The organism is Bradyrhizobium sp. 1200_D9_N1_1 (assembly GCF_052075915.1).
Lineage (GTDB): Bacteria > Pseudomonadota > Alphaproteobacteria > Rhizobiales > Xanthobacteraceae > Bradyrhizobium > Bradyrhizobium diazoefficiens.
This window is the reverse complement of the sequence record NZ_CP197226.1, coordinates 7,759,144-7,772,102: the sequence shown is the minus strand read 5'-3', so window position 1 is coordinate 7,772,102 and position 12,959 is coordinate 7,759,144. Positions and strand designations below refer to the sequence as shown.

Below are 12,959 nucleotides of genomic sequence, written 5' to 3'. Positions count from 1 at the left end.
ACGATTTTGTCGTTGCGTCGGGAGGGCGTAGCCCGACCAGAGCGACGACAAAATCGTCGGCGACGGTCATGCGGCCATCACCATAGCTTGCGTGCCGAAGTAAGCCTCGTCGGGCGTGCGCCCGTCAAGGCTCGAGTGAGGGCGTCCCTGATTGTAGAAGGCCAGATACTTGGCAATTGACGCTCGCGCCTCGGACACGCTGTCGTAGGCGCGGAGATAAACTTCTTCGTATTTGACCGTGCGCCAGAGCCGCTCGACAAACACGTTGTCGCGCCAGGCGCCCTTGCCGTCCATGCTGATGGCGATCTTCGCGTCCAGCAGCACATCGGTGAACTCGAGGCTGGTGAACTGGCTGCCCTGATCCGTGTTGAAAATCTCGGGTCTGCCGTGCTTCGCCAACGCCTCCTGGACCGCTTGGACGCAGAAGGCCGCCTCCATTGTGATCGAGACGCGATGGGCCAGGACCCGTCGGCTGAACACATCGACGACCGCCGCGAGATAGACGAAGCCACGCCGCATCGGAATGTAGGTGATGTCCATTGCCCACGCATGGTCGGGCCGCTCGATCTTCAATCCGCGCAACAGGTACGGGTAGATCTTGTGACCCGGAGCCGGCTTGCTCGTGTTCGGGCGACGATAGACCGCCTCGATCCCCATGCGCTTCATCAGCGTCGCGATGTGGCGGCGACCGGCGTATACGCCCTCCCGCCGCAGCAACGATCGCAGCATACGCGCTCCCGCGAAGGGATAATCGAGATGCAGCTCATCGAGCCGACGCATCAAGGCAAGGTCCTCGGCCGAAACTGGCCGAGGTTCATAGTAGACCGTGCTGCGAGCCAGCTTCAGGACCTTCGCCTGGCGCACGATAGAAAGATCATGACCGCGGTCGATCATCGCTTTGCGCTCAGCAGGCCCGCCTTGGTGAGCGCGCCGGACAAAAAATCGTTTTCCAACGCCAGCTCGCCGATCTTGGCATGTAACGCCTTCAAATCGACCGGCGTCTCGGCCGATGTCTTGTCATGCCCAAACACGCCGGCGGCGCCTTCCAGGAGCTGGTTTTTCCAGATCGTGATCTGGTTCGGATGAACATCAAACAGTTGCGCCAGCTCCGCCAGTGTCTTGTCTCCTTTGACCGCAGCCAAAGCAACCTTCGCCTTGAATGCCGGAGAATGCGTCCGGCGGCTCTTCTTCGTCATCTTCGCTCCTGATTCGCAGCAAGAATCCTCGCCGCTGTCAGGCAGAAAACCCACTCAAGCTACTGTCCGAATTTGCGGGGCCAGCTCTGTCATCGTTGCGCCTGAAAGATTGGAAATAAATGATCTCTATGTCGCAATGACTAGGGCATCGAAAACGATAACCATCGTGTCGCCTGTTCCCATCCTAAGGGCGAAAGCGAAGAGGAAGGCATCGGGAGTTACGAGTGGGGCTTCGGTTTGAGCGAGTGGGTAAAGTCCGGCCTTTCGTCCCAAGTGCGTGCGCAGATTGAGGGGTATCTCTGTTGGCCGCTGCGGAGCTTTAGCGTAGGGTTCCCTAAAAGGGAGGCTGAATAGATGCTTACGTCGCCGACGGTTGGATTCGTTAGGACTTGGCAGGAGGAGTCTAAGCGCTGGACATACACCCTCACAACTTTACTGGGGGATTGGTTGAATCAGGCAGAGAGGCAATTCGGCACGCGTGATCGGAGCTGGACGATCCTTGGAATTGAGGTGGGAGGCCCTCGCCCTGGTGTTTGGTTTCCGCAGTACTCGCAGGAAAGCAGATGCGTGGTGATTCATCTGAGCGACACTTGTCAGTCGAATGAAGAGCAAGCGCGTTTCGAACTGTCTCAGGAAATAGTGCACCTCCTTACCCCGAACGGGGGTGGCGCCGCCCTTAACATTGAGGAGGGAATTGCCACCCTGTTTGCAAACCTGGTTGGGCCAAGGCACGTGAACGCCCCTTCTTATGTGAAGGTGTTGGGCTATGTGGAGGAACTTCTGAAGATTGACCCTGAGGCGATCATTAAGCTGCGAGCGAATAGCGATAGGTTTCAGGATTTCACTCCGGAGTTTATCCAGAAGCGGGTTACAGGCGTGTCTGATCAGCTAGCCTCCGACCTTTGCACGCCCTATCGGGACTAGGGTCTGTACCTAAATAGCGCCACGTGATTCTCTTGCCTACGTGTTGATTCGGGGGCGAGAGAATGCGCGCTGGTTTGTTTTGGCTGAACGACAGGCAATGGGCGCGTATCGAACCGCATCTGCCGAGGGGACTGACGGGGCCGGATCGGGACGACGACCGACGCATCGTCAGCGGCATCATTCACATGCTGCAATCGGGTGCACGATGGCGTGATTGTCCACGTGAATACGGCCCTTACACGACGATCTACAATCGCTTCAATCGCTGGGCCAAGCGAGGACGATGGTGCGCAATCTTCGAAGCGCTGGCCAAGCCTGGCGAAGACGGCGTCGTACTGTCGCTCGACTCGACCTCGATTAAAGCTCACCGGTGTGCCTCCGGCGGAAAAGGGGGGAGCACAATCAAGCAATCGGCCGCTCGCGCGGAGGCCGCACGACAAAAATCCATGCGCTGAGCGATCCGCTCTGCCGGCCGGTCGTCCTGCATCTGACTCCAGGCCAGGATGCCGATATCGCTGCGGCTCCCGATGTCCTGGCGCTCGCGCCACCCATGAGCGTGCTCCTCGCCGACAAAGGGTATGATGGCGACAAGCTTCGCGGCGCAATCATTCGTCGCGGCGCCAAGCCCGTAATCCCCAATAAATCTAACCGTGTCGTCATCCATCGCTTCAACAAACGCGCCTACAAAGGACGAAATGTCATCGAACGCTGCTTTTGCAGGCTCAAGGACTTCCGGCGCATCGCCACGCGATATGACAAGCTCGCCCGTAATTTTTTGGCCGCTGTTCATCTCGCCGCTCTCGTCGCATATTGGCTCAATTGAGTCTGGACCCTAGACTGGTGAGTATGCTGTTCGAGCAAACCTTGGCCCAGATGGAGGCGTGATCGTGGTCTGGGTCTTTGGCTTCGGGTCTCTCACCTTTGATGGATGGCAGTCCGAGTTCGGCTGCGTGGGGTCTCAGCGCGCAACGCTTCGTGGCTATCGTCGAACCTTCAATAAGAAGTCAGTGGTTAACTGGGGGACCAAAGAGAACCCTGGCATCACGCTGAATCTGGAGCCGTTTGATGGGGCCAGCTGTGAGGGAGCCGCTTTTGAGTTTCCGGACAATGACAAAATACCGGTCCTCTTACGTGCTCTGCGAAAAAGAGAAGCGTGTGATCCGACAGATCTGCAGGTGCTGTTGGCCGACGGGCGCTCGGTAGACGCCAAGGTATACATCTATGAGGGAGTAAACCCGCTCGGTTCGACGATAAGCACTGCCAAGAAGGCAGAGATGATCCTCAAGGCCCGAGGCACTAGTGGCAGTGCACTGGATTATGTGAGGAGGAATTTTGAAGGCCTGCACGATGTGGGTTTAGAAGATCCGGCCGTTACCGAGCTATGGCAAGCAGTGCAGGCTCTCCGGGGCTAGGATTTGCCTTTGAGGGTATGGGAGAGGGTATAGCTCCGGCAGATGAGCTCGGTAGCGAGGCGATAGCAGACCATCCGTCCCGGCTGGGGCCTCGTCAAGAATGCTGCCTCAAAGTGTGACATCTATCACATTCAGGCAGGTCTAAGTCGCTGATTTAGCACAAATGCTAGCACAGAAATATTTCTACGTTGATTTAGTGACGATATCTCAATTGCTTGCGTCGATTACCATCCGTCTCGAATCGTGGTGGCTTGGTCCTTAGAGAACCATGTCTCCCCTCGTCGCGAAAGAAGGCTATCCTATACGCAGATTGTCTGCGGACACTTTGCCGGAGCTGCCGGTCTTGCGCTCGAAGCTGATCCGGGCCCCCTCAGCAAGGGAGGTGTATCCGGCCTTCTCGACTGACCTGATGTGCACGAATACGTCGGCTTCGCCATCATCGGGCTTGATAAATCCATAACCCTTTGTCGCGCTGAACCACTTCACAATACCGGTTGCCACTACAATGTCTCCATCTCAAACAACAGCGATCTAAGTATGGTTTGCGAAGGGCATCAAGCCGGTGCGCGGGGTATGCAATGTTGCTCCGGCACGATATGGAGCAACATCGTCGCCGGGCGTGAGCTTAGGGAGGGGCTAGCTGGAACGCCCATCGCGCGCCCTCAGCGGCTTCCGGCGGAGGTGCCGGCGACTGGCACTGTGGTCTTGTCGGCCCGGCGCAAGCGCGGGAAGCCTACTTGCAAGGGGTTTCTCAACCATGCCTTCGAGCGTTCGCTCCTGAGAGTCAGGTACGCTCTTCTGTTCCAGAAGAGCAAGAAAGGCCCGCCCTTTGTCCGTTATGATCCATTGTCCGGGTTCCCGCGTAACCAGCCCTTGTCCGAAAATATTGAGATCCGGCGTCTGCGCCGCCAATCGCTTCGTACGATCCGTCCACTCCGGACCGCTGGTGTAGAACACCGCCAGGTAATCCTTGAGGACGGCAAGGCTCGCCCGGCCCTCCGGTTGGCCGGCGAGAATCCTAAGTATCGAGACCTGAAAACTCACTTTCTCCAACCAAACGCGGTAGCACCAAAGCCGCAAATCTTAGCGGCACCTGCCGGACCCCGCGCTCCACTTTAAAACAAGAACCTCAAAACAAATGCTGATGCGGATCCGGCAGATTGGGACGCAAATGTAGACCGTCCTTGTCGAGCTGGGGAGGCCCTTTGATTCTATTCCTCGCTCGTTCCTGCAAGGCTGTCGGGCTGTCAAGCGTCGAACCGGCCTGATCATGGACAGCCCAAAGCTTGGCAAAACGGAGTTTGCGCCTCTCAAAGAGACAGGTTTCGAGGACGAGTGTTCGATCTAGTGTCGCCGCGTCCATACGAACGCGAATGGATGCCCCAAAGGTGTTCGCCAAAATCGTAATTCGGATGTCGAGCCTGGTACAATCTGAGGTGACGTTGCCTGCTCTTATCCCCCGTTTAGCAAAGGATTGCGGCGCATATGGGCGAGTTCATGCTGGATCTCGACGCCGCTTCAGCTTCACGGCCCTGCATCCGCTAGCCTGTCGGCCTAAGCAGCCGGACCCGAGCCATGATCGGTCGGTAAGCTGCTCGGTCGAAAGTCCGATCTAAAAACGCGAAAGGCGATTGCCGACAGCGATAGCGGGACTTCCGGCGAGCTTGCGCTCAGTATCGTACCTCGCCCGCAGCTCTTGACTGATGCCCATTATTGCGTGAACGAGAGGCGTCAAAATTTGGGAATGGCAGCTGAGAATGATGGATGTGGTTGCTGAGGCGAACGCCTCGGAGTTACCGCGCATTTTGCACAAATCCTCCCGGCGCTCGTCTTGGATTCTCGTCCTCTTGGTCTTCTTTGGTTTGTGTGCCGCGGCAGCCTGTGTTTGGACTAACATGGAGACAATTTTGGCGAGGTCGCAAGTGCTTGGGCCCGCGCCGATGCATGGCTTGTCACCTGAGGTTAGGGAAGCTCTGCTGGAGGTTCGATCCGAGCAACAACGGGCGAGCGATGTAATCGCAGAACTCAATCGCAATATCGGTGCGCAGCAAGCCGATTTGAAGCGGATGACGGACCAAATCGAAGCGTTGACCGCGAAGATCGAATCCTTGCAGAGTTCACTCGCTGCTGCGTCTGCGCCGCCAGTCTCTTCTCCGCCTGCAGCCCAATCAGCTTCGAAGCTGGCGAAAAGAGCGGTCCAGCCCTCTAAGCCAGAAGGGCCAATTTCCGTTGGCGGCGCGCCGCTGATCCCTGAGCCAGGATCTGGCCAGCATTGACGGAAGCGCTTGGGGGATCTCCGCCTCAACCAATTCCGCCTGAAGCTTGTCGGCTGTGCGTCTGATCCCGGTCTGCCCGCGTCCACGCACTGCCAGCAACCCATACTGGGGGTCCAAAGGTTGGTTTTGGTGCCAGTATACAGGAGGGTGGAGTATCTCGACCGCAAGCCGTCAGGCATGACTCTCAATTTCAGCTTCAATCATTGGAGCAAAGGCTCCGAGATCGGCGCGAGTTCTGCATTCGCGTTGTCGCTGTCCACGAATTCGGACATGCCCTCGGTTTTACGCATGAACAGAACCGCGACGATGCGCCGGAGGCGTGCCGTAACGAAAAAGCTTCCGGCTCGGTCGGCGATTATAAGGTCACCCAATACGATCTCGATTCAATAATGAACTATTGTAATCCAGCATGGAACGGAAAGGACAACTCAGCCCACTCGATATCGCCGCCGTCAGGAAATTCTATCCCTCCCGACACTCGGTCTCTTACTATCCATGGGCGCGCCCGCGCTGGCCGATCGCGCGGCGGTGCAGATTGCTGCGCGCTACAATGTCAGGACGGTTCACGTCCAGTACGTTGGCGTGATGTACAACGACAAGCAGGAAGTCGGCGGCGGCTCCGGGCTGCTCATCGGCGACAGCCTCGTGCTGACCAACAGCCATGTGATCGGACGCGAGGAGAACTACAAGAGCTTCGACGTCAATGCCCGCCTCGGGTCGCGCAATGCGAATCCCATCAAGGTCACTGCGGTTCATCGCGACGATGCCAGGGACCTGGCTCTTCTGGAGCTGTCGCAGTCCGCCGGCAATAGCCGTGGCGCCTCTCGTTGCCCGATGCCTGTGATCAACGACAACCAGCAGGCCCCGATCTATTTGCTAGGTTATCCTCTCGATCTGGATCTGAGCATTTCGAGCGGTCTGATCAGCAGCCAGACGAGCCCGAACGGCCGACGGCAGACCGACACAATCATGAATGTCGGCAACAGCGGCGGACCTGCATTCAACGAGTTCGGCGTGGCGGCATCGTCAAGTGGAACGAGGCGCAGGTTTCCGGTGTCAACTTCATCATTCCAGCGACCGTGATCACCGCAAGCCCGCTCTACAGCATGATCGCAGCCCTACCACAACCCTCTGTCTGCTGGACGAAATGGGTTGACACGACGATCTTCTTTGAGAACTGGAGCAAGCTGAACTCCACGCATGTGCAGACCCAAGCCAACGCTGGGGTGAAGATCCCCGAAATTCTTGCCGGAGCGATCCACACGATACTGCCCGAAGACCGCCGCCTTATCGTGAACGTGCCGGTATCACAGCTTGACGAACCGAAGCAGATCGAGCGCTCCTATACGGTGGATAAAACCAAGGACGACCACCCCGTCGTCTTTGCAGAGCATACTGCAGACTATGCCGAGACGTTCCCTGCAGAGCCCGGCTATCGCATTGCAGGGTGCACGTGGCACGTCGAGACCGGAAACGGCGCCAGCAATATCGCTTGTGCGGTCAACGATACCGGCGCGCAGGCTCGCTTCACCTACAAGCTCACGAGCGGACCTGCCGTCGACAGATACCGCGGATGGCTCGGCGCCACTGTCAACGTTTCCCAGATCCTTGCGACGCAGGTGCCGATCGATGGTCATGCTTTCCTTACCGGCCTGCGCTTCCAACGGGCTGCATCGGCTCGGCCCCGCTTTCCGGCAGGTTCAGGCGATACTCGTTGTCCTCTTCTGCGCGCTTGCGGCCGGTTGCGCCCACCAGGGTCCTGCTTCGCAGCCGGCGAAGCCGCATATCCACAAAGCACCACAGAAACATGTGAGCGCGTTCAGGGGATATGGCTATCGCTACGACCCCGGCTATTACCATGATTTTCGGCGCTATCATGGTTATCGGACGTGGCGGCCCACCGCCGGCGAGGCGAGCGAGGAGGCACCTCCCGACAAGAGCACTACCGGGTCCGACGTTGTGGTCAACAAGTCAGTCTTATTGATCGAGGAACCGCAATTCACGCTTAACACTGCACGCCATTTGCGGACCGCCATAAGACGCGAGGCGGCCACTGTGGTGCTTGTAGAGGTGGATGACCTCATCTTCGATAAATTGAGCCGCCTCTCTCAGATACGGTCGTAACGGGCAATAACCAGCTAGACGTTCCTCCGACCGAGCCGAGGGAAGCAGGCGCGTCTGCGCCAGAACTCTTCCGAGACGATGGGTGGTCACTGGGCGCTGAGACCTTGGGCTGCGGCTTTGAGGATGCGCGGGAAAGTGCGCCAGCCGCGTTCATGAGGAGGAACCGATCGGTGTAAGAGTAAACTGTTGCGGATGGCGAGACGGTAGATCCCTCACGCATGCTGGTGCAGGCAGATCCATATTGCATCCCAACTTCCTTAGCGTTGTAAGGCACGATAAAGCGCGGTGCTAACCAGCTATAATGTCGCGGCCATTACCCCAAGAAAGGACAGATCGTATGGGATTGCTCAAAAACGTACGAGCGGAGCATTCCTGGAAAGGCCCCCGGCCATGTGGCCGATCGAGACTCAGCATCTGCCGACGAGAACACTCCCCGGCCGCTCTAATGATTATTGTACCGCTACGAGCAGCTGCTGAACCTCTTGCGGCCTGTGAAGAACAGTTGTTGCTTTTCAAGTTGAGAGGCGCCGCATCGGGTTCATATTTTGACTGCGACGGGAACCTAGCTGCCGAATATTGCAGAGAGCGATTGAGCGCACAACCGCAGAGTTTCCATTGTGCGTGTCGTAGTCAATGTTGTCGCTTATCTAGACAGCTTGGTGGTCGCCCGTTATGCGCGTTACGCTACTCCGACCATCGATGCTGACTGGCACCTCACCGGCGACGGTTGCGCGATGAACGAGGCGATGTTGGTCGCCGTAGTCATTCACTGCATAATGTTGTGTAGCGCGATTGTCCCAGATCGCTACATCACCATCCCTCCAACTCCAACGCACAGTGTTTTCGAGCGCAGTGATATGAGACTGAAACAAATCGAACAGCTTCTGGCCATCGTATTTCGGCAGGCCAACGAAGTTTTGCACCAGAGCGCCGAGCACGAGCGTGCGTTCGCCAGTCTCCGGGTGCACGCGCACAACGGGATGCTCAGTCCGATAGATTGTTTTAGTGAAGACTTCGTCCAAGTGCTTCTTGTCGAGCTCGCTGACGCGGGCAAGTATTGCGTAGTCAAAGGCATTACTGTGAACGGCCCATAGCCTGTCTGCAAGCCCTTGGAGCGGCGGCGCTAGGTCGAGGTAGGCCGAGGCGGTGTTTGACCAGACCGTATCGCCACCGAAAGGTGGCATCACAATGCCTCGCAGCACGGCGATCTTAGGGTAGGCATCGACGAAGGTTCCATCAGTGTGCCAGAGATCCGCCCGGCTACCTGCACGGGTGGAATCAAGCTCGATGATCGACGCTGTTCCCTTGATCGCACCGAGCGTTGGATGAGGTGTCAACTCTCCGAAACGAATGGCAAAGCTCTCCTGCTCCGCATCATCGAGGTGGAGCTGGCCGCGAAAGAAGATGACCTTGTGCTCCAAAAGCAGCCCATTGATCGAGGCAATCGTCTGCTCCGGTAAATCGCCTGACAGTTTGACATTTCGGATTTCTGCGCCGATGCGCACTGCGCGTTTAATGACATCGGCGCGAGGAATGACATTGTCCGACAAGATCATTGCAGTCATGGTCCCATCTTGCGTAGCCCCTAGGCCACACTATCCGCTCGACCAGGCAGACCAGCGCGAGCGGCGACCGCTAGCTGGATCCGTCATCATCTATGGGTAGCGAGTGGCTCCCGTTGAACTCACGCGACTTCGAAAAGGTTACCGCAGCATCCGCTTCATCGAATATTGAACAAATCCCTAGTTCGATCAATTGCTAGCAGTGGTAGTTGACCGCGGCGAAAGCGTTGTATTTCGCTGAGCGTTTGCTCTTGCGTCCGCTGCCCGATGAATAGGAATCTGTTCGAATGCACGGCCACTGACACCGAAGCGATAAGAGGTCCCCTAAGAGCTGCCCGTTCCTCGCCGCAAAACGTCGATAGAACGGCAGCGTCCGGAGAACGCCGGCCGAGGTTCGGGCCATTGACGGGGGCGGTCTTCGCAGCCGCGGCGTTCGATGCCTTCGCCGGTATGAGGGAACATCTGCGCGCCACAGCACGCCTCCTTCGCTTCGACCGGGTTGTTTGTACGCTTGAAGACGAGGCCTGTGTAGCAGACGCCATCCCGGATGTCGGCAAGAGACCACGGCTTCTCGCCCGCTTTGTAATAGACACCAGTCGTGAGATTCCACGCGACGGTGCGTCATCCTGCATCTTGCGGGAAAGCTCGCCCTTGCTGTTGAGGTATTCGCGCGGGGCAATGGCGGTCTGCGCACGAGCTGGGTGATCGCCTCGCAGCCAAGTAGCCTGGCCCTGAGCTGGTTGTGGAAATGGTTTTCGAGCAAGTGCTTCTCCGCGGCCACATTGGCGTCGTCGAAGAAGACGCCTTGGCGCTGTACCGCTATTTGGAGAAGAAGCCTATATCGCCCTGCGGTGCCAGGATCTGATGTTCGGTAATCCATCCGAGTATCTGGCGAAGACGGCGGAAGTGCTTTCGATCCAGCTCAAGCCCGATCTTGTCGCGACCGACGTTGAAATGAAGGCTTCGCGTGAGTTTCTGATCCACAACGGCGGCCTGATCAATCAGCTCTACCTCGACGAGGCCGGCCGCAAGCTCGGGGCAAAATCAATGAAGAACTCGATATCTACGAAGATTTTTCGCAGACGTAGTCAGGAACGCCAAAATGTTATCCGGCGCTATCCAAGAGAGACCGAGCAGAAATATCGATGAAGACCCAACTCACAGAGTGTCGCCGGATCGGTAGTGTTCTTTCCGTACGCGGACAATGTGACCTAGCTTACTCGCGATATTGATTGTGAGCGTCCAAACCCCTCGGACAGTAGGGCGTAAGCCGTCCTTCAGTCCGCTGCTGCCGCATCGACGGCGACCAGTCATGTGCCGAGGGAACCGATCTAACTGTCGAGTTTCCCAAGATAGCGCGCCGCGCCGAGGCGCATCATCGTCATCAGCGTTGGCTGATCGCATGGCGATCGTGAGGCATCGTTGGAAGGGGAGAGCGGCTCCCAGCGCGCCAACGGGCCGCGCCGGATCGACAATTCGCTTCCCGCATGCGAGCGAAGGCGGTCTCCCGCGTCATGGTGGCGATCTCCGCGGGGGTCAGGCCGAACATCTCCTCGGGCGGCGTCGCCCAGGTCTGCGCACGGATCGGCGAGGGCATGCCCATCCGGGCAAGGAAGCCGTCGAACTTGCGAAGGTCCATGTCTGTCTGCCTTTGAAGTTCGCGCGCCGACATGCGCGAGGCGCCGTCATTCGCAAAGGTTGACATGTGCACGCCGATGACATCGCCATCCCGCGTGAAGCCGCTCGCCCAGATGAAGAAACTGGCGCAGAGGCAGGTAAAGCCGTCGGGGTCCGCGAGGCCGTCGCCTTCCGGGCGCACCTTGTCCTGCGTGGCTTGCTTAAAGATGCAATGGGGCTGGCTCGCGTTGCTTGTCGCGGAAGGGGGCACGCACTTCGCTCCGCAAGATCCGGATCTGCTCGCCGATATCATCACCGGCGTCGCCGATGCCGCCCGACGAAGAGCTCGTCACGACCTGGAGGAGATATCCCGATCGAACATAGGGCGTTACCGGCGCGCGGAAGCGCTGCCCATCATGCTGCCCTACTTCATCGCAGAAATTTGACGTAGAAAAGCTCGCGCTGGGGATCCGCAATCGCGTGCATCGTTAGATATCTTCGCCATGATGGGCGGGAGTATGTCCTGTTCTTCGTTCCCACGAGATCGGGCAAGGGTGTCGGCCTCGTTATCCCTTCGCTCCCGACCTGGCCGGGCTCGGCGATCGTTCGTCAAGGACGAGAACTGACAGCTCACCGCTGGCTTCCGTAGCCAGCGCGGTCGCGTCCTTCTCTTCGATCCGACCAATGCAAAATCGTCGGCCTATAACCCGTTGCTCGAGGTCCGCCGCGGCGAGTGGGAGGTGCGCGACGTCCAGAACATCGCCGACATCCTGGTCGACCAGGAGGGTAGCCTGGAGGAGCCGAACTACTGGGAGAAGACCAGCCACGCCCTCCTGGTTGGTGCCATCCTCCACGTCCTCTATCCCGAGGAAACAAAACCCACGCCGGCGTCGCAGCCTTCCTGTCCGATCCGAAGCGGCCGATCGAGACGACGTTCGCCGCGATGATGCGAACGGCGCATCTCAGCGAAGGCGGCGTCCATCCCGTCGTCGCTTCCGCTGCCCGCCAGCTGCTGAACAAATGCGGTAACGAACGCTGGGCGTCCTGAGTATCGCGATGTCGTTCCTGGGCCTCCACCGAGACCCCGTCGTGACGGAGGTGACACGGCGCCGCGACTGGCGGATTATCGACATCGTCGGCGGGGATCGGCCAACCACGCTTTACCTTGTCGTGCCGCCCTCGGACATCAACCGCACCAAGCCACTCATCCGTCTGATTCTCAATCAGCTCGGCCGCCGCTTGACGGAAGATCTGCAGGCCAAGGCCGGCCGACGCCGCTTTCTCCTGATGCTTGACGAATTCCCGGCGCTCGGCGGCTCGATTTCTTCCAGTCCGCGCTGGCGTTCATGGCCGGCTACGGCATCAAGAGTTTCCTGATCGCTCAGTCGCTGGACCAGATCGAGAAGGCATATGGGCCCAACACTCGATCCTCGACAACTGTCACGTCCGAATCGGGATACCGCGCTTGACATGCCGGTAGCGCATAATTTCGAAACGGCGGAACAACCCGACATCATGCTCGGAGGTAATGGTCTCAAAAATGCGAAGCATCTCTTGCGGGGCGGCCGCCGGCGTCTCGCCTTTTTGGAGCAACGCAGGTGCATACTGAAGGTTCATCAAGACGACGTCGGCGTAGACGAGCACTCACGGTGTTGGTTTTCAGCCATGGATCCGCGCGCTCCGAATTCCGCATGTGTATGTCCGATTGCCGCCGCAATGTCGTAAATCCGACAAGAGCTGCCGGGGCGATTCCGCACGAAATGCCGTAGGTGGGCATGTTCTTCTCGTCCAACAAGGCGCAGTCGAGATTTTGTGGGTGGCACGGCGGTTGCTATTGAGCAGACGGAC

12 protein-coding genes and 2 pseudogenes are annotated in these 12,959 nt (G+C 58.2%); 9 read left to right on the top strand and 5 right to left on the bottom strand.

All coding sequences use genetic code 11. The features are described 5' to 3' along the window. Positions 1-66: 66 nt before the first annotated feature. Positions 67-1,196 (bottom strand): IS3-like element ISRj2 family transposase gene (locus AB5K84_RS36955; protein ID WP_085967575.1). Its coding sequence is split into 2 segments (ribosomal slippage): positions 67-944 and positions 944-1,196, totalling 1,131 coding nucleotides; the frame shifts between segments, so codons are not numbered across the junction. Between the two features lie 567 nt (positions 1,197-1,763). On the opposite strand from AB5K84_RS36955, the gene AB5K84_RS36950 reads away from it, so the two are divergent. The 3 genes from AB5K84_RS36950 to AB5K84_RS36940 all read left to right on the top strand — a co-directional run bounded on the left by AB5K84_RS36950 (position 1,764) and on the right by AB5K84_RS36940 (position 3,532). Continuing rightward, positions 1,764-2,120 (top strand): hypothetical protein, encoded by a 357-nt coding sequence (locus tag AB5K84_RS36950; protein WP_223153695.1) that lies wholly within the window; start codon positions 1,764-1,766, stop codon positions 2,118-2,120. 62 nt (positions 2,121-2,182) lie between these two features. Then, a protein-coding gene (locus AB5K84_RS36945) for an IS5-like element ISBj2 family transposase (RefSeq protein WP_110115815.1) occupies positions 2,183-2,943 on the top strand; the annotation gives its coding sequence in 2 pieces (ribosomal slippage) (positions 2,183-2,522 and positions 2,522-2,943; 762 coding nt in all). A gap of 58 nt (positions 2,944-3,001) precedes the next feature. After that, complete coding sequence (locus tag AB5K84_RS36940) at positions 3,002-3,532, top strand: gamma-glutamylcyclotransferase (RefSeq protein WP_011084913.1); 531 nt, start codon at positions 3,002-3,004, stop codon at positions 3,530-3,532. 294 nt (positions 3,533-3,826) lie between these two features. On the opposite strand, the gene AB5K84_RS36935 is transcribed toward AB5K84_RS36940, so the two are convergent. Beyond that, complete coding sequence (locus tag AB5K84_RS36935; protein ID WP_011084914.1) at positions 3,827-4,033, bottom strand: cold-shock protein; 207 nt, start codon at positions 4,031-4,033, stop codon at positions 3,827-3,829. Positions 4,034-5,289: 1,256 nt separating this feature from the next. Here AB5K84_RS36935 and AB5K84_RS36930 point away from each other — a divergent pair. The 4 genes and pseudogenes from AB5K84_RS36930 (at position 5,290) to AB5K84_RS36915 (ending at position 7,670) form a co-directional block, all read left to right on the top strand. Next, the gene (locus AB5K84_RS36930; RefSeq protein ID WP_011084916.1) at positions 5,290-5,808 is read left to right on the top strand and encodes a hypothetical protein; all 519 of its coding nucleotides are present in this window, start codon (positions 5,290-5,292) and stop codon (positions 5,806-5,808) included. A 203-nt stretch (positions 5,809-6,011) separates the two neighbouring features. Beyond that, positions 6,012-6,158: pseudogene (locus AB5K84_RS36925) on the top strand (M12 family metallopeptidase); the annotation flags it as partial. Between the two features lie 145 nt (positions 6,159-6,303). Then, entirely contained in the window at positions 6,304-6,891 is a 588-nt protein-coding gene (locus tag AB5K84_RS36920; RefSeq protein ID WP_011084917.1) for a S1 family peptidase, read from the top strand. Next, a complete protein-coding gene (locus tag AB5K84_RS36915; RefSeq protein WP_011084918.1) occupies positions 6,888-7,670 on the top strand; it encodes a hypothetical protein in 783 nt (260 codons plus the stop codon). The genes AB5K84_RS36920 and AB5K84_RS36915 overlap by 4 nt, the downstream gene beginning before the upstream one ends. Before the next feature lie 909 nt (positions 7,671-8,579). Here the strand turns inward: AB5K84_RS36915 and AB5K84_RS36910 are convergent. Beyond that, positions 8,580-9,497, bottom strand: a complete 918-nt coding sequence (locus AB5K84_RS36910; RefSeq protein WP_011084919.1) for a TauD/TfdA dioxygenase family protein — start codon at positions 9,495-9,497, stop codon at positions 8,580-8,582. Positions 9,498-10,358: 861 nt separating this feature from the next. Here AB5K84_RS36910 and AB5K84_RS36905 point away from each other — a divergent pair. Continuing rightward, the gene (locus tag AB5K84_RS36905) at positions 10,359-10,643 is read left to right on the top strand and encodes a hypothetical protein (RefSeq protein ID WP_011084921.1); all 285 of its coding nucleotides are present in this window, start codon (positions 10,359-10,361) and stop codon (positions 10,641-10,643) included. Between the two features lie 235 nt (positions 10,644-10,878). Here AB5K84_RS36905 and AB5K84_RS36900 read toward each other — a convergent pair whose 3' ends face one another. After that, positions 10,879-11,382 (bottom strand): hypothetical protein, encoded by a 504-nt coding sequence (locus AB5K84_RS36900; RefSeq protein WP_162494059.1) that lies wholly within the window; start codon positions 11,380-11,382, stop codon positions 10,879-10,881. A 222-nt stretch (positions 11,383-11,604) separates the two neighbouring features. On the opposite strand from AB5K84_RS36900, the pseudogene AB5K84_RS36895 reads away from it, so the two are divergent. Further along, positions 11,605-12,564 (top strand): annotated as a pseudogene (locus AB5K84_RS36895) (type IV secretory system conjugative DNA transfer family protein); the annotation flags it as partial. On the opposite strand, the gene AB5K84_RS36890 reads toward AB5K84_RS36895, so the two are convergent. Further along, the gene (locus AB5K84_RS36890) at positions 12,552-12,755 is read right to left on the bottom strand and encodes a hypothetical protein (protein ID WP_014497739.1); all 204 of its coding nucleotides are present in this window, start codon (positions 12,753-12,755) and stop codon (positions 12,552-12,554) included. The pseudogene AB5K84_RS36895 and the gene AB5K84_RS36890 overlap by 13 nt on opposite strands. Between the last annotated feature and the right edge of the window lie 204 nt (positions 12,756-12,959).

Bases quoted from the DNA above. Each gene is read 5' to 3' on its own strand.
- AB5K84_RS36910 (WP_011084919.1), bottom strand. From the start codon at position 9,497: ATGACTGCAATGATCTTGTCGGACAATGTCATTCCTCGCGCCGATGTC.
- AB5K84_RS36920 (WP_011084917.1), top strand. From the start codon at position 6,304: ATGGGCGCGCCCGCGCTGGCCGATCGCGCGGCGGTGCAGATTGCTGCG.
- AB5K84_RS36930 (WP_011084916.1), top strand. From the start codon at position 5,290: ATGATGGATGTGGTTGCTGAGGCGAACGCCTCGGAGTTACCGCGCATT.
- AB5K84_RS36905 (WP_011084921.1), top strand. From the start codon at position 10,359: ATGTTCGGTAATCCATCCGAGTATCTGGCGAAGACGGCGGAAGTGCTT.